Here is a 15,407-nt window from a genome sequence, read left to right on the forward strand (position 1 = left end):
GCTTCGCCTGTGCCGAAGAGCCGCCGTTGCAGCGCGTAGCGAAGGCATCGGCGCGGAGATCCGCGGATTCAAGACGGCGTCGAAACCGCGCCGCCGCATAACGCTCGCTCGGCGCCCGGTCAGCGCCCCGGCCGCGCCGCCATCTTGACGGCCGTCTGCAGAAAGGCCTGCAGGGCGCGGTTGCGGCCCAGGCGCCGGGTGACGGCGTAGACGGTGCCGCGCGACAGTTCGGTGGGCAACGCGCAGACCGCGATGCGGTCGGCGAAATGGCCGCAGGCGGATTGGGGCACCAGCGCCACGCCCAGCCCGGCCGCCACCAACGCCAATTGGGCGGGCACTTCGGCCACGCGCTGGGCCACGGTGTGCGCGATGCCGGCGCGGGCGCAGGCGTCGGCCAGGCCGCGGGCAAAGCCCGAGGTGTCCGGGCGCAGCATCACGAAGGCATCCTGCGCCAGGTCGGCCAGCGCCAGGCGTTTCCTGGCGGCCAGCCGGTGGCCGGCGGGCAAGGCCGCCACGACGGAGTCGGGCCATAGCGCCAACGATTGCAGCTCGTCGTCGTCCACCGCGGTGCGCGAGATGCTGACGTCGATGCGTTGCCCGCGCAGCGCGTCCAGCTGCGCGGCCGGGTTCATTTCGTTGAGCAGCACGGACACCTGGGGATGGGTGGCGGCATGGCGCGCGATCAGCGCCGGCACCGGGCCCAGGAAGTGCGATCCGGACAGGCCGATCTCGATGCGCCCCGCCCTGCCCTGGTCGACTTCGCGGGCTCGCACGGTGGCGTCCTTCAAGCCGGCCAGCGTGGCGCGCACGTCGTTCAGGAAGGCCGCGCCGGCCTCGGTCAGCGCCACCCGGCGGTTGTTGCGGTCGAACAGCTTGACGTCGAGCTCGCGTTCAAGCTGCGCGATCTGCAGGCTGAGCGGCGGCTGCGAAATATGCAGCCGGGCTGCCGCGCGGGTGAAGTTCAGTTCTTCGGCCAGCACGGCGAAATAGCGAAGTTGGCGGAGTTCCATGGTGGCCAATGATTTGCGAAATATATGAAACCAGACAAAAACTATATTGGAAACTATCGTTCGCCGCGAGCAGAATTGTTTGGCGCCGATCGGGCGCAGCCATTTCTTCCGGAGGCCCCGCCATGACCACGCCGCCCCGCGCCCTGCGCATCGGCCAGATCGTTCCCAGTTCCAACACCACCATGGAAACGGAGATCCCGGCCATGCTGCGGCTGCGCGAGACCATCGCGCCCGAGCGCTTCACCTTCCATTCCAGCCGCATGCGCATGAAGCAGGTGACGGCGGCCGAGCTGGCCTCGATGGACCGCGAGTCCGACCGCTGCGCGCAAGAGCTGTCCGACGCCCGCGTGGACGTGCTGGGCTATGCCTGCCTGGTGGCCATCATGGCGCAAGGCCTGGGCTACCACCGCGTATCGCAGGAGCGGCTGCACCAGGCGACCGTCGACAACGGCGCGCCGGCACCCGTCATTTCCAGCGCGGGTGCGCTGGTGGAAGGCCTGCACGCCATCGGCGCGCGCAAGGTCGCCATCCTGACGCCCTACATGAAGCCGCTGACCAAGATGGTGGTGGACTACATCGAAAACGAAGGCATCGAAGTGCACGACAGCCTGTCGCTGGAGATCGCCGACAACCTGAAGGTGGGCGCGCAAGACCCGCTGGCGCCGGCCAGCCATGTCAACCGCCTGGACACGCGCGGCGTGGATGCCGTGGTGCTGTCGGCCTGCGTGCAGATGCCGTCGCTGGCCTCGATCCAGCCGGTGCAGGACCGCCTGGGCCTGCCGGTGGTGACGGCGGCCGCGGCCACCGTGTATCGCATGCTCAAGGTGCTGGGCCTGGAAACCCGCGTGCCCGATGCCGGCGCGCTGCTGACCGGCAAGTATTGAACGCTATTTGCCGAACGACAGGACCTCGTTGGCGTTGACGATAGCGGCAGCGATGTCCTCGGTCGTGACGCGCTTGTTCATGGCCTGTTCGCGAATCAGGTCGTAGGCCTGCCCTTCCGTCACGTTGCGGGTACGCATCAGGATGCTCTTGGCTTCCGAGATGCGGCGCGCGCCCAGCAGCTTGCCTTCGAGCTTGCGCAGCCGGCGCGCGTGCGACTTGATGTCGTCGCAGACCTGCCGCGCCACCACCAGCGTCGACAGCAGGCCGAACGAACGCACCGGCGACGGCAGCACAGCCTTGGCCCCGATGCGCAGCACCGCTTCGACAATGGTGGGATTCTCGTAGGTGACGATGGCGATGACCATCGGCGCCTCGTCGCTCTTGGCCCACTCGAACCCCAGGTCGATGACGTCCGGTCGCACAGCCAGAAACACCACATCCAGCCCCTCCGGCAAGGTCGGCGCCGGCGGCCAGAAGGTCTGTACCTGACAGCCGATGCGTTGCAGCTGTTGCGTCAGCTGCCTGCCGTCGGCGTCGTCCGGATGGTAGACGACAACGCGCAGGGTGCGCAGGTCTTTCAGCAGCGATGGCGTCGCGCGCATCACGCGCAGGCGGCTTGCCGGCTCCACCGTCAGATCTCCAGCGAACTCAAGGTCGCCGTCCAGTCGCCCAGCGAGTGGGTGACGAGGTACGGATCGGGATGCACCGGCCGGGTGGCCTCGCGCACGATGGTGAACTGCCCCTTGCCGTTGACCCGCCCCACCCGCGGATACAGGCAGGTGTGGTGGTTGGCGGGGTCGATGCGCACGCGGCCCTGCGGCGCATCGAATTCGCTTTGCAGCACCCGCGGCAGGATCTGCGCGATCTCGTCGGTGCCGGTGTCGCGGTAGGCATTGGCAAAGATGTGCATCTGGAAGTAGGCCGCTTCCCAGCACAGATTGGGCACGCAGTCCGCGCCGAAACGCCGCCGCAACCGCTCCAGGCAGCGATGATTGACCTCGGAATCGATCGACTGGAAATAGGGCGCCGAGGTGAAATGCCCCGCGGCCACCTCGGGTTCCATCTGCGAGATCTCGGCCTCTGACGTGGTCAGGCTGGCGATCGGCATGGTCTTGGGATCGAAACCGGCGTCGGCATAGGCGCGGTAAAGGCAGGCCGTGGAATTTCCCACCACCGTCGAGAAGATGAAGTCCGGGCGCTTGTTGCGGATGTCGTCGAGAATTTCGCGGTAGTCGCGTTCGGTCGCCGTCAGCGGCACGTAGCGCTCTCCCAGCTTGGCGCTGTCCTGGCGTTGCAGCACCAGCTCGCGCATGATGCGATTGGACTCGTACGGATAGATGTAGTCCGAACCGATCAGGTAGACGCGGGCGCCGAAGTTGGCGGTCATGAATTCGGCCAGTTGCACGCTGTTCTGGTTGGGCGCGGCCCCCGTGTAGATGATGTTGTTGGAGAACTCGAAGCCTTCGTACAGCGTCGGGTAGAACAGCAGCCGGTTCCATTTCTCGACCACCGGCAGCACGGCCTTGCGGCTGCTGGACATATAGCAGCCGAAGATGACGTTGACGCGGTCTTCGGTGATCAGCTTTTCAGCCAACACGCTGTAGATGGCGGGATCCGAGCGCGGGTCGTAGCGCACCGGCACGACCTCGCGTCCATCGACGCCGCCGGCCTCGTTGATCTCATCGATGGCCAGCAGCGTGCCTTGCAGCTGCGAGCGGCCGATCGTAGATGTGGCCCCCGTTTCAGAGAACAACACGCCCACACGGATAGGATCTTTGTTTGCCATGGTCTGAGGAGTCGAAGCACAGAGGTCAATCGGTCCAGGTGATCAGTTTCAACATAGGCACGGGCCGCGTCAACACGTGGATTCCTGGGGGTCTCAGCCGAGCGTGGCGCGGCCGTAACCATGGGCCAGCGCGGCGGGCAACGCCGCCGCGTTCAGCACGATCCGGTACCCGCGGTATCCGAACATCGCCCGCAGCTGGGGTTCCGCGCGGCCATCCAGCGCCACGCATTGCACCCGCAGGCCGCCGCGGCGCAGTGCCAGAACCGCTTCGCGCGCATCGTCCACCAGGTAGCGCGGATCGTGCACGTCGATGTCTGACGGCGCCCCATCGGTGACGACGATGAGGGCACGCCGCTCGCCGGGCATCCGCAGCGCCAGCTCGCCGGCATGGCGCAGCGCCGCGCCCAGGCGCGTCGAATAGCGGGCGCGCGCCGCCGCGATGCGGCCCAGCGCCGCGTCCACAGGCGCCGCGCCCGCGTCCAACAGGCGGTAATAGTGCACCGCGGCACGCGTGTCGGAACAAAAGCCGTGCACCGCGATGCGGTCGCCGCTTCCTGCCACCGCGCCCACGAGCAGCGCCGCCGCGCGCTTTTCCAGGTCAAGCACGGTGGCGCCGTCCTGCGCGGGGTCATTGGCCGAGGCGGACAGGTCCAGCAGCACCAGCGTGCTGCAAACGCCGGGCTGGCTGCCCGGCCGCTGGAAAAAACGCGCGTCCGGCGCCAGGTCCAGACGGCGGTCGATCATGACTTCGATGGCGGCATTCAGGTCGATGTCATCCCCCTCCCATTGGCGCCGCAGCCGTCGCGCCCGGTCCAGGCGACGCGAACGCGGCAGTGCCAGCCGGGGCTGGCGCAGCCCCGCCAACAGCGGTGCCTCGGCACGCCAGCCCGGCAGACGCTCGATCACGGTGCACCAATCCGGCCGGCTGCGCGCCAGCCGGTAGTCCCATTCGGGATAGAGGTAACGCCCCAGTTCGGTGTCTTCGTCCGACGCCGCCTGGGCATCGCCCGGCGTGGTCTCGCGCGGCTGCGGCGCCGCGCCCTGGCTTCCCAGGGCCAGCGCGGGCGGCGGCTCGGCGGCATCGCCGTAATCCCACAGATAGCTGTTGTCGTCGCGATAGGCCACCGGCACCACGTATTGCAGCGGATTGAAGCGCACCCGCATCTGGCCCAGGTCATTGGCCAGCAACGAACCCAGCCGGCGGAACGCGGCAATATCGGCCAGGTCGATGGCGGCCTGCGCTTCGAATAGATCGCGCCCCTTGTTGACCCAGTGGTTGTCATCGCGCAGCGTGACATCCATCAACAGGCGGCACAGGCGTTGCATCAGCGCGGAAAAACTGAGGTCGGCCGGATCGGGCAGTGACGGCACGAATGGACGAAACCAGCGGCGCACGCCGGGGTAACTGGCCGCCAGCACCCGTTCCACCCGCGCGTCCTCGATGGCGGACACCACCGCCAGGCCCATCGGCTTGAGACTGGCGACCGGCTGGGCGGCGGGCGAATACAGCAGGTGGGCCGCGGCGTGGGCGACGGCGGCGTGATCCCTTGCGGCGACGCTGGACGCGGCGCCCACCGGCGCGGCGTTGTCCGGCACCAGCAGATGCGTCGACGTCAGCACCGGCCGCGTCGGGCCGTCGGCCGCCTCGGGGTCCGTCGGCTCCACCGTCATGGCACGCTCGGACAGGCCGCACAACAACCACGAGAGGCCCGGCCGGACCTTGTCCGGCGTCGCCGTGCGCACGCGCGCGGCGGCGCCCTCCCCGGTTCCGAACGTCGCAAGCGCGCGCATCGTCATTCCAGGTTGGCGTCGATCAGCGCCCGTAACGCCGCCGCCATGTCGGGATCGTCGGTCAGGGCGCGCGTCATGGTCATGTCGCAGCTCTCGGCCGGGCTGACGCCGTCGCGGATCAGCACGCCGGCATAGATCAGCATGCGCGTCGACACGCCTTCGTCCAGGCCATGGTGCTTGAGCTCGCGCGAACCCTGCGCGATGCGCACCAGCCGGCGCGCCAGGCTGGCGTCGATGCCGGCCTCGTGCGCAACGATCGCCGCTTCATGATCGGCGTCGGGATAGTCGAAGTCCAGCGCCACGAAACGCTGGCGCGTCGATGGCTTGAGATCCTTGGCGCTGCTCTGGTAGCCGGGGTTGTACGACACCACCAGCTGAAAGTCTGGATGCGCGTGGACCACCTCGCCCTTCTTGTCCAGCGGCAGGATGCGGCGTGCGTCGGTCAACGGGTGGATCACCACGGTGGTGTCCTGGCGCGCCTCGACCACCTCGTCCAGGTAGCAGATGCCGCCATGGCGCACCGCCAGCGTCAGCGGACCGTCGTGCCAGGCCGTCCCGTCGGCGTCCAGCAAATAGCGGCCGACCAGGTCGGACGCGGTCATGTCTTCGTTGCAGGCCAGGGTCACCAACGGCCGGCCAAGCTTCCACGCCATGTATTCCACGAAGCGCGTCTTGCCGCAGCCGGTAGGGCCTTTCAGGATGAGCGGCAGCCGGTGCGCATAGGCATGCGCGTACAACTCGACCTCACGGCCGCTGGGACGGTAATACGGTTCTTGCGCAATCCGGTAGGCGTCGAGCAGAGCGGCCACGATGCAGATCCTTTGCAGCGGTCCGGCCAGCACCTGGCCGGACCTGGCGAACGGGAGGGGTCTAGCGGTGTTGCGGCGCCTCGTTGGGAATGCCTTCGATGGGGCATTCCGGCGTGCCCACGGTCGAACGCGTGAACGATTCGACCTGTTTGCGGGTGCCTTCCGGATCGTTGATCCAGTTGGCGTAGAAGTTATAGGGGCACGCCGCGACGCCGCTGGCGTCCTCGCCCGAATTGATCTTGCCGGTGTAGCCGCGATGCACCAGCTTGAACAGGTGGTTCTGCGACTGCATGTTCTTGCGCGCGTCGCGGATCAGGCTGGTCGACAGTTCGGCGTACTGGATGCCCATTTCTTCTTCGCCGCATTCGCCGAGGGTACGTCCGTCGAAACCGATGATGGCGGAATGGCCGAAATAGGAATAGACACCGTCGAAACCCGCCGCATTGGCCACTGCCACATAGACGTTGTTCATCCAGGCCATGGCCTTCGATACCATCACCTGCTGATCCTTGGCGGGGTACATATAGCCCTGGCATCGCACGATCAGCTCGGCGCCCCGCATGGCGCAGTCGCGCCAGATCTCGGGATAGTTGCCATCGTCGCAGATGATCAGGCTGATCTTCAAGCCCTTCGGGCCTTCCGACACGTAGGTGCAATCGCCCGGATACCAGCCCTCGATCGGCACCCACGGCATGATCTTGCGGTACTTCTGCACGATCTCGCCCTGGTTGTTCATCAGGATCAGCGTGTTGTAGGGCGCCTTGTTGGGATGTTCTTCGTGGCGCTCGCCGGTCAGCGAGAACACGCCCCAGACGTTGGCCTTGCGGCAGGCCTCGGCGAACACCGCGGTCTCCTCGCCCGGAATCGCCGCGGCGGTGTCGTACATTTCCTTGGCGTCGTACATGATGCCGTGGGTCGAGTACTCGGGGAAGATGACCAGGTCCATGCCGGGCAGGCCGCGCTTCATGCCCACCACCATATCGGCGATCTTGCGGGCGTTGTCCATCACCTCGGCCTTGGTGTGCAGGCGCGGCATCTTGTAGTTCACGACGGCCACGCCCACGCAATCGTTGCTGCTGGAGATATCTCCATGTCTCATGACAATGCTCCTCAAAGGTTGACGGTCATACCGTCAGGAAAGACCTGATCTTGTCCTGGTCCAGGCCGGCCCGGCCCGCCTCGTGCACGATGCGGCCGCGATCGATCACCAGGAAGCGGTCGGCAAGATCGAGCGCAAAGCTCAGCATCTGTTCGGACACGACGATGGCGAAGCCCTGTTCCTCGCGCAACGCGTTCAGCGCCCGCGCGATGTCCTTGATGATCGATGGCTGGATGCCCTCGGTCGGTTCGTCCAGAATCAGTACCCGCGGGTTGGAAATCAGCGCGCGAGCGATCGCCAGTTGCTGCTGCTGTCCGCCCGACAGATTGCCGCCCTTGCGTCGACGCATCTCTTGCAGCACGGGAAAGAAGCGGTACAGGTAGTCCGGCACCGCTTTGATCCGGCTGTGCTCGGCGCCGGTCAGGATGTTCTGCTCGACCGTCAGGAACGGAAAGATCATGCGCCCCTGCGGCACGAAGGCCAGCCCGTTGCGCACCCGCTGGTAGCTGGCCAGCCCGGACAGCTCGGTGTCGCCCAGCCGGATGCTGCCGGACCCCGAACGCAGCATGCCGATCAGCGCCTTGAGCAAGGTGGTCTTGCCCATGCCGTTGCGGCCCATGATGGCCACCGATTCGCCCGGCCCCACCTCGAAACTCACGTCGCGGATGACGTGCGATTCGCCGTAGCTCACATTCAACCCGTCGATGCGAAACACGGATGTCTCCCTTTCAATGACCCAGGTACACGTCGAGCACGCGCGGGTCGGCTTGCACCTCGGCCACGCTGCCCTCGCTTAGCAGCCGCCCCTGGTGCAGCACCGTGACCTTGTGGGCGATGCGTTTGACGAAATCCATGTCGTGCTCGATCACCACCACCGACTTGCCGCGCGCAATGCGCACCAACAGCTCGGCGGTCTGTTCCCGTTCACGCGGACTCATGCCCGCCACCGGTTCATCCAGCAGCAACAGGCGCGGCTCCTGCATCAGCAACATGCCGATCTCCAGCCATTGCTTCTGGCCGTGGCTGAGACGCCCCGCCTTTTCGGCCAGCCGGTCGGCCAGGAAAACCTGCGCCGCCATCGCCTGGATGCGCTCGCGCACCTCGGCCGTGCGCCGAAAGCGCAGCGAACGGATCACGCCGTGCACATTCGGCAGCGATATCTCGAAGTTCTCCAGCACCGTCAGGTCTTCGTACACCGATGGCGTCTGGAACTTGCGGCCGACCCCTGCCCGTACGATGTCGAACTCCGCCAGCCGCACCAGGTCGCGGCCCTCGAACATCACGCGCCCCGCCGACGGTCGGGTCTTGCCGCAGATGATGTCCAGCAAGGTGGTCTTGCCCGCGCCGTTGGGCCCGATGATGACGCGCAGTTCGTCCTGCGCCACGCTCAGGCTCAGCCCGTCGACCGCGCGAAAGCCGTCGAACGACACGGTCAGGTCCTCGACGCTCAGGATGACGCCAGCGCTGGGGCGGTCAACATGCATATCCATGACGGGTGACTCAGACAGGTCCAGTGCAGTGGTCATCGCGCGCTCCCGACGGTGCGGCGTGCCTGCCACTGGCTGACCACGCCGGCCAGGCCGTTGGGCATTGCCACCACCACCACGATGAAGATCGCGCCCAGGAAATACAGCCAGATCTCGGGAAAGGTCTCGGACAGATACGATTTGAGAAAGCCGATCAGCAACGCGCCCACCACCGCGCCGGGAATCGACAGCCGGCCGCCGACCGCGGCATAGATCACCATCTCGATCGACGCCACGACACCGATCGACCCTGGTGAGATCAGCCCCACCTGCAGGGTGAAGAACGCCCCGCCGATGGACGACAGGATGGCCGCGACGCAGAACACGCAAGCCTTCACATGCGCGGTGTCATAGCCCGAAAAGCGCACGCGGTCTTCGCGATCGCGGATGGCAATGAGGATCTTGCCGAGCCGGCTGCGCACGATGAACAATGCCGCCACCATGGCCAGCGTCAGCACGGCCGCCTCGACCAGATACAGCACCTGCTTGCCATCGTCGCCGACGATGTCCCAGCCGAGCAGCGTGCGAAAATCGGTGATTCCGTTGGCGCCGCCGGTGTCGCCTTGCTGGCCGATGATCAGGACGGTCAGCGTCATCGCCAGTGCCAGCGTCACGATGGCGAAGTACACGCCGCCGACCCGCTTGCGAAAGATCGCCAGGGAAAACAGATACGCCGCCGCGCCCGGTAGCGCCACGATCAGCAACAGCGTCCATCCCAATGAATGGAACGGCAGCCACCACACGGGCAGGTTGTCGACGCTGCTCCACACCATGAAGTCGGGCAGCTCGGGAGCGGACGCCTCCAGCTTCAGGAACATGGCCATCATGTAGCCGCCCAATCCGAAGAAGATGCCCTGCCCCAGGCTCAGCACGCCGCAGTAGCCCCAGGTCAGCACGATGCCGATCGCCACGAAGGCCAACGCCATGTATTTGCCGAGCAGGTTGAGCCGGAACGGGTCCAGCGACAACGGCATCACGGCCAGGATCAGCAACGCCACCAACGCCAGCGCGATTTCCTCGGTTCTTCGGTGCAAGGTCTTCATCGTGTCATCCTCGCGTCTTGGCTGCGAACAGCCCGTTGGGGCGGAAGTACAGCACCACGATCACCAGGACCAGGATCGTGACCTTGGCCATCGAGCCGCTCATCAGGTATTCCAGCGTGGTCTGTGATTGCGCGATCGCCAGCCCCGAGAAGGCGGTGCCCAGCAGGCTTTGCACCCCGCCGAACACCACCACGATGAACGAGTCGACGATATACAGCTGGCCGGTTCCCGGGTTGGTGGAGCCGATCATGGTGAATACGCAGCCAGCAATGCCTGCCAGGCCGGATCCCAGCGCGAACGTCAGGGCATCGACTCGCCGCGTGTTGATGCCCACGGCGCCCGCCATGGCGCGGTTCTGGGTCACCGCCCTCACCCGCAGCCCCCATGCGCTGCGGTACAGCAGCAGGTAGACGCCCAGCGCCACCAGCAGCGTCAGCCCCAGGATGAAGATGCGGTTCAGCGGAAATTGCAGATCGGGCGTCGGCTCCCAGGCGCCGCTCAACCATGAGGCCAGCGGCACGCTGACTTCCTGTGCGCCGAAGATCGAGCGATAGGTCTGCTGCAGGATCAGGCTCAGACCCCAGGTCGCCAGCAGCGTGTCCAGCGGCCGGTTGTAGAACCAGCGGATGAAGCCGCGCTCAAGCAAGTAGCCAAACGCCGACGTCGCCAGGAACGCCAGGGGGATCGCCACGAACAGATAGACGTCCATCCACCCGGGCGCCCAGCGCTGGAATGCCACCGACACCAGATAGGTGGTGTAGGCGCCCATGGCCATCAACTCGCCATGGGCCATGTTGATGACGCCCATCAGGCCGAACACCACGGCCAGGCCGATCGCCATCAGCAGCAGAATGCTGAACAGGCTGATCCCGTTGAAAAACTGCATCGCGGCGATATCGATGTTCATGATCGCGTTCCATGCGCCGACGACGGCGCCCTCGGCGGTTGGCAGGCCCGTTTACAGCTTGGGGAAGGGATTGGGTTCGATCAGGTCGGCCGATTCCCAGACCACGTCGAACTGGCCGTCGGGCCGAGCACGGCCCACGCGCACTTTTTTCCACACGTGATGGTTCTTCTCGTGCACCCGCACCGTGCCTTCCGGCGCCTCCAGCGTCAGGCCGGCCGAGGCCGCGATGACCTTGTCGGGGTCGAACGAGCCGGCCTTCTCGGCGCCCAGCTTCCACAGATAGACGCTGTTGTAGGCCACTTCCATCGGATCGCCGATGACGCGATCCTGCCCATACTTGGCTTTGAATGCCTTGACGAACTTCTCGTTGGCCGGATTGCGCAGGCTCTGGAAGTAGCCCATGCAGGCGTAGTAGCCCGCCGCGTTGTCCTTGCCGATGCCCTCGATCTCGTTTTCGGACACCACGGTCGACAGCAGCACCACCCGCGTGCCGTCCAGCCCGGCGGCGCGCAACTGCTTGTAGAACGCCACGTTCGAGCCGCCCACCACCGTGCTGTAGATGCACTCCGGCTTGGCGGCCTTGATCTTGTTGATGATGGACGAGAATTCGGTGTGCCCGAGCGGTGCGTATTCCTCGCCCACCACCTTGGCGCCCATGTGGGCAATCGCCGGCTTGGCGATCTTGTTGCAGGTCCGCGGATAGATGTAGTCCGAGCCAACCAGGAAGAACGTCTTGCCCTTTTCACGCGCCATCCACTCGACTGCTGCGATCACCGACTGCGTCGCTTCCTGCGACGGATAGAACACGCGCGCATCCTGCTCCTGTCCTTCGTAATAGGTGGGGTAGTACAGCAGGCCCTTGCTGCGCGCCAGCACGGGCAGCAGCGCTTTTCGCGAGGCCGAGGTGTAGCAGCCGATGATGGCCGCGACCTTGTCGCGATCCAGCAGTTTTCGGGCCTTTTCGGCAAACACGGCGTTCTCGCTGGCACCGTCCTCGACGATCGGATCGATCATGCGGCCCATCACGCCGCCCGCGGCGTTGATCTCTTCGATGGCCAGTTTCTCGGCGTCCACCAGCGACGCCTCGGCGATGGCGATGGTGCCAGACAGGGAATGCAGCAAGCCCAGCTTCACGGTTTCCTGCGCGAACGCGCGGCGGGGCAAGGCGGCCACCCCCGACGCGGCACCCAACAGGACCATGGAGCCACTGTGCTGCAGAAAGCGGCGGCGGTTGTATGCGCTCATCGATACGCTCCTGTGCGTTTCCGAAGGCAAGCCTGTAGCCAGGCCGCCCGGGATTGGGCGGCCGCCCCAGGCAGCCACATCACGACGACAACCATCCATCCGTCCTGCATGCGTTTCTTCAGGCAAAGCTGCGCCCACGGCGCGTCATGGCGCCATCCGGAAGAAGACGATTTGCAAACGGAAAACGAAAAGGCCCGAGCCGGAAAATCCGGCTCGGGCCTTTTTGCCCCACGCCTGACTGGCAACACTGGCAGTCGGCGAAAATTGGAAGACGATCTAGCGTCTGGAAGGCATTCTGAAGAAGCGCACGGGGTCGTGCCATGCGTATTTTCCCTTACCAGGCGCGGCCTGGCGGGGTGGCTACGGCAAACGGCGGATCACGCTGTTGGCGTACATCGGGCCCTGCACGTGGTGGCCCGTCATGACGTTGGTCTGGTAGCGCTGCACTACGCCGTCGAGCGATGCGGGGTCGAGCAGCGCCCGCATCGTGGCAAAGCCGGCCGAGTCCACGCGTTCGGGCGCGCGGCCCTTGGGATACAGGCGCCGCTTGCCCTCGTCGATCGGCGCCTGCAGCACGCCGCCGCTGGCCGTGAGATCCAGCACGAGCTTGCCGTCGCGCAAGCGCGCCGATCCATACGCGCCCAGTTCGGCATCGTCCAGCAGCAGGCTGCCGGTCAGCGCATAGTCGCCCGACGGCAGCGGCTGCACGTACAGACGCAAGGTATAGGGCGGCTCGCCGTTGCGGTCATCGACCGTCCAGCGGTATTCGCCGGCCGCCCATAAGGATGACGGCGCGGCCGTGGCGCTGGTAGCTGGCGCCGCGGGTGTGGCGGCCTGGGCGGCGGCGCCGGCGCAGAGCGCAGCGCCCAGCAGGGCGGCGCGCAGCGATCGCGTCAGGAAGGCTTGCATGGTGTTCTCCTTGGTGTTGCGTTCAGGGGGTACGGGAAGCGCGTCCAGGAAGGCTGGGCCGCGCCCGCTTCAATACTTGACCCGCAGGTTCAGCATGGCGCTGCGCGGTTCGCCATAGGCGTTGCCCATGTCCGCGTTGCCCAGCCGCTGGTAATAGACCTTGTCGAACAGGTTGTTCACGTTCAGGCCCAGCGACACGTGGTCGCTGACGCGGTAGCCGATGCGGGCATTCCAGAGGGCATAGCCGGCCTGTGACACGCGCACCGAACTGCCGCTGACCGGGCCCTGCACGGCGCTTTCGGTATAGATGCCGCTCTTGATGTTGACGCCGCCGCCCACGCTCCAGCGGTTCCATTGGCCGGGCAGCTGATAGGTCGTCCACAGCTGGAAGATGTGCTTGGGCGTGAAGGTCCTGAAGGCCGCGCCGCCATTGGTGTTGTCTTTCAGGTAGCGCGTGGTGTTGAAGGTATAGCCGCCCGCGACTTCCCAGCCCGGTGCGATGCGGCCCGAGACCTCAGCTTCCAGGCCCTGGCTGCGCACCTGGCCGCTGGCGTCATAGCAGCAGTCGCCTACGTCGGGATAGGCCGGGTCGCGTTGGGCGCGGTTGCGTTCGGTGATGCGAAACAGCGCGAAAGATGTGTTCAGCTTGCCGTCGAGCCACTCGCTTTTCAGGCCGGCTTCGTAGTTGGACCCCACCACCGGCGGCAGCGAGCCGCCGTCGGCCGTGCGCAAATCGCTCTGCACGCGGAAGATGTCGGCATAGCTGGCGTACGCGGTCCAGTGGCTGTCGATGTCGAAGACCAGGCCCGCGTACGGCGTCATGCGGCCATGCTCGCTGACCGCCGGATCGCTTCGGCCGGTGATGAGATTCTTGCTCTGCGTGCGCCACCAGCTCATGCGCGATCCCAGCACCAGCGTCAACGGATCGGCCAGCTTCAGCCGCGCCATCGCATACACGCCGGACTGGCGGGTCTTGACGTCGCTCTTGCTGCCCCATTGCGGATCGGCCGGCTCGGGATAGTCGTTGACGTCGTAGTGAAAGACATCCACTGGCCGCGCCGAAAAGCCCGGCAAGGAATACGCGTTGTAGGCCCGCGCGCTGCGGTCGTACCAATTGCCGCCGAACACCAGTTCGTGGCGGCGGCCCAGGGCTTCGAATGCGCCGGTCACCATCAGGTCCACGCCCAGCTGCTGGTTGCGGTACTGGTTGCCGCCGCCGTACAGCCGCGGTCCCAGGCCGGTCTGGCGGTCGACGGCGCCGCGCACATAGGCGTATTTGAGCTTGCTGGTTTCCTCGGCCTGGTTGACGTTGAGCTTGACCGTCCAGTCGGACGAGAACTGGTGCGCCAGCTCGGCGAACACCTGCGTGTTCTCGAAGTTCCAGCGGTTCCAGTCGGCGCCCAGGTAGGTGCCGCGCGTCAGACCCAGGTCGCCGCCATCCTTGTAGCGCGGCAGCTGCATCATGTAGGGCAGCCAATCGCGCTTCTGGTAGCTGCCGCCCAGGGTCAGCAGCGTGCGCTCGCCCAGGTCGGCCTCGACGATGCCGTAGTAGGCCTGCTTCTGCGAGTTGGCCACGTCATAGAAATACTTGCGGTCTTCCTGCGCCGTGGCGATGCGGCCGCGCACCGAACCGGATGCGTTCAGCGGCGTGGACAGGTCCAGTTCGCCGCGGTAGTTATCCCACGACCCGGCGCTGGCCGAGCCGGAAAACTGCAGTTCGCGCGTGGGACGCTTGCGCACCAGGTTGATGACGCCGCCGGGCTGGCCTGCGCCGTTGAACAGGCCGGCCGCGCCGCGCAGCAGTTCCACGTGGTCAAACATGAACAGATCGGGCTGCGCCCACGATGCGCCACCGGTCTGCATCGGCACGCCGTCGTACTGGAAGTATTCGATCTGGAAGCCGCGTGAATAGAACTGCGGAATCGCGGCGGTGGCGGCCAGGTCGATGGTGATGCCGGGGGTCTGCGCCATGGCGTCTTCCAGCGACGCCAGGTTCTGGTCTTCGATGCGTTGACGCGTGATGACGGACACCGACTGCGGTATTTCACGCAACGACAGCGGCAGCTTGCCGCCGATGGTGACGCTGGGCGCGGTGTACGAGGCACTGCCTTCGGTGACGCCGGCCTGCTCGCCCTGCACCGTGACCGGCGCCAGGATGGCGGTGCCCGGCTCGGCCGACTGCGCCCCCGCGCTGCCCGCCCCCGCGGCCAGCCCGACCGCCACGGCGCCGCGCCGCAACCACTGCGCGGCGGCTGCCGCACCCGCGTGGGATGAATGTTTGCGCCGCGCCAACCGACGCGCCCCACGTGTCTTGATACCCACGATTTCCTCCGCTTCCTGCCCGTTTCAATAAGATTGATAATCATCTTCAATGGGCTGGCGGCGGGCAATCGGAAA

At 66.1% G+C, this 15,407-nt stretch carries 14 protein-coding genes; 1 reads left to right on the forward strand and 13 read right to left on the reverse strand.

Annotated elements, in window-relative coordinates; translation table 11 throughout:
* Window positions 1-119 precede the first annotated feature (119 nt).
* Window positions 120-1,010, reverse strand: a complete 891-nt coding sequence (locus U858_RS0124425) for a LysR substrate-binding domain-containing protein (protein ID WP_025139755.1) — start codon at window positions 1,008-1,010, stop codon at window positions 120-122.
* 122 nt (window positions 1,011-1,132) lie between these two features.
* Between U858_RS0124425 and U858_RS0124430 the strand changes: the two genes are divergently transcribed.
* On the forward strand, window positions 1,133-1,894 hold the full coding sequence (locus U858_RS0124430) for an aspartate/glutamate racemase family protein (RefSeq protein ID WP_025139756.1): 762 nt from the start codon (window positions 1,133-1,135) through the stop codon (window positions 1,892-1,894).
* Window positions 1,895-1,897: 3 nt separating this feature from the next.
* Here the strand turns inward: U858_RS0124430 and U858_RS0124435 are convergent, their stop codons facing one another.
* From U858_RS0124435 to U858_RS0124490, 12 genes are all read right to left on the reverse strand, one after another.
* A complete protein-coding gene (locus U858_RS0124435; protein ID WP_051593685.1) occupies window positions 1,898-2,497 on the reverse strand; it encodes an ANTAR domain-containing protein in 600 nt (199 codons plus the stop codon).
* Between the two features lie 29 nt (window positions 2,498-2,526).
* A complete protein-coding gene (locus U858_RS0124440) occupies window positions 2,527-3,681 on the reverse strand; it encodes a transporter substrate-binding domain-containing protein (protein WP_025139758.1) in 1,155 nt (384 codons plus the stop codon).
* Window positions 3,682-3,774: 93 nt separating this feature from the next.
* Complete coding sequence (locus U858_RS0124445; RefSeq protein WP_025139759.1) at window positions 3,775-5,472, reverse strand: nitric oxide reductase activation protein NorD; 1,698 nt, start codon at window positions 5,470-5,472, stop codon at window positions 3,775-3,777.
* A 2-nt stretch (window positions 5,473-5,474) separates the two neighbouring features.
* A complete protein-coding gene (locus U858_RS0124450; protein ID WP_025139760.1) occupies window positions 5,475-6,281 on the reverse strand; it encodes a CbbQ/NirQ/NorQ/GpvN family protein in 807 nt (268 codons plus the stop codon).
* A 61-nt stretch (window positions 6,282-6,342) separates the two neighbouring features.
* A complete protein-coding gene (locus U858_RS0124455; RefSeq protein ID WP_025139761.1) occupies window positions 6,343-7,380 on the reverse strand; it encodes an aliphatic amidase in 1,038 nt (345 codons plus the stop codon).
* A gap of 25 nt (window positions 7,381-7,405) precedes the next feature.
* On the reverse strand, window positions 7,406-8,095 hold the full coding sequence (urtE, locus tag U858_RS0124460; protein WP_025139762.1) for an urea ABC transporter ATP-binding subunit UrtE: 690 nt from the start codon (window positions 8,093-8,095) through the stop codon (window positions 7,406-7,408).
* Between the two features lie 13 nt (window positions 8,096-8,108).
* Window positions 8,109-8,870, reverse strand: coding sequence for an urea ABC transporter ATP-binding protein UrtD (gene urtD, locus U858_RS0124465; protein ID WP_025139763.1), 762 nt, complete (start codon window positions 8,868-8,870; stop codon window positions 8,109-8,111).
* Window positions 8,871-8,902: 32 nt separating this feature from the next.
* The gene (gene urtC / locus U858_RS0124470) at window positions 8,903-9,949 is read right to left on the reverse strand and encodes an urea ABC transporter permease subunit UrtC (protein WP_025139764.1); all 1,047 of its coding nucleotides are present in this window, start codon (window positions 9,947-9,949) and stop codon (window positions 8,903-8,905) included.
* Window positions 9,950-9,953: 4 nt separating this feature from the next.
* Entirely contained in the window at window positions 9,954-10,856 is a 903-nt protein-coding gene (urtB, locus tag U858_RS0124475; protein ID WP_025139765.1) for an urea ABC transporter permease subunit UrtB, read from the reverse strand.
* A gap of 51 nt (window positions 10,857-10,907) precedes the next feature.
* Window positions 10,908-12,101 (reverse strand): urea ABC transporter substrate-binding protein, encoded by a 1,194-nt coding sequence (urtA, locus tag U858_RS0124480; protein ID WP_025139766.1) that lies wholly within the window; start codon window positions 12,099-12,101, stop codon window positions 10,908-10,910.
* A 360-nt stretch (window positions 12,102-12,461) separates the two neighbouring features.
* On the reverse strand, window positions 12,462-13,010 hold the full coding sequence (locus U858_RS0124485; protein WP_025139767.1) for a hypothetical protein: 549 nt from the start codon (window positions 13,008-13,010) through the stop codon (window positions 12,462-12,464).
* Between the two features lie 69 nt (window positions 13,011-13,079).
* On the reverse strand, window positions 13,080-15,332 hold the full coding sequence (locus U858_RS0124490) for a TonB-dependent siderophore receptor (RefSeq protein ID WP_029954275.1): 2,253 nt from the start codon (window positions 15,330-15,332) through the stop codon (window positions 13,080-13,082).
* Window positions 15,333-15,407: the final 75 nt, after the last annotated feature.

Source organism: Achromobacter sp. DH1f (genome assembly GCF_000633435.1).
Taxonomy (GTDB): domain Bacteria; phylum Pseudomonadota; class Gammaproteobacteria; order Burkholderiales; family Burkholderiaceae_B; genus Achromobacter; species Achromobacter deleyi.

Coding starts and splice junctions, on each gene's coding strand:
- U858_RS0124425 (WP_025139755.1), bottom strand. CDS start 1,010: ATGGAACTCCGCCAACTTCGCTATTTCGCCGTGCTGGCCGAAGAACTG.
- U858_RS0124430 (WP_025139756.1), top strand. CDS start 1,133: ATGACCACGCCGCCCCGCGCCCTGCGCATCGGCCAGATCGTTCCCAGT.
- U858_RS0124435 (WP_051593685.1), bottom strand. CDS start 2,497: ATGCGCGCGACGCCATCGCTGCTGAAAGACCTGCGCACCCTGCGCGTT.
- U858_RS0124440 (WP_025139758.1), bottom strand. CDS start 3,681: ATGGCAAACAAAGATCCTATCCGTGTGGGCGTGTTGTTCTCTGAAACG.
- U858_RS0124445 (WP_025139759.1), bottom strand. CDS start 5,472: ATGCGCGCGCTTGCGACGTTCGGAACCGGGGAGGGCGCCGCCGCGCGC.
- U858_RS0124455 (WP_025139761.1), bottom strand. CDS start 7,380: ATGAGACATGGAGATATCTCCAGCAGCAACGATTGCGTGGGCGTGGCC.
- urtD (WP_025139763.1), bottom strand. CDS start 8,870: ATGGATATGCATGTTGACCGCCCCAGCGCTGGCGTCATCCTGAGCGTC.
- urtC (WP_025139764.1), bottom strand. CDS start 9,949: ATGAAGACCTTGCACCGAAGAACCGAGGAAATCGCGCTGGCGTTGGTG.
- urtB (WP_025139765.1), bottom strand. CDS start 10,856: ATGAACATCGATATCGCCGCGATGCAGTTTTTCAACGGGATCAGCCTG.
- urtA (WP_025139766.1), bottom strand. CDS start 12,101: ATGAGCGCATACAACCGCCGCCGCTTTCTGCAGCACAGTGGCTCCATG.
- U858_RS0124485 (WP_025139767.1), bottom strand. CDS start 13,010: ATGCAAGCCTTCCTGACGCGATCGCTGCGCGCCGCCCTGCTGGGCGCT.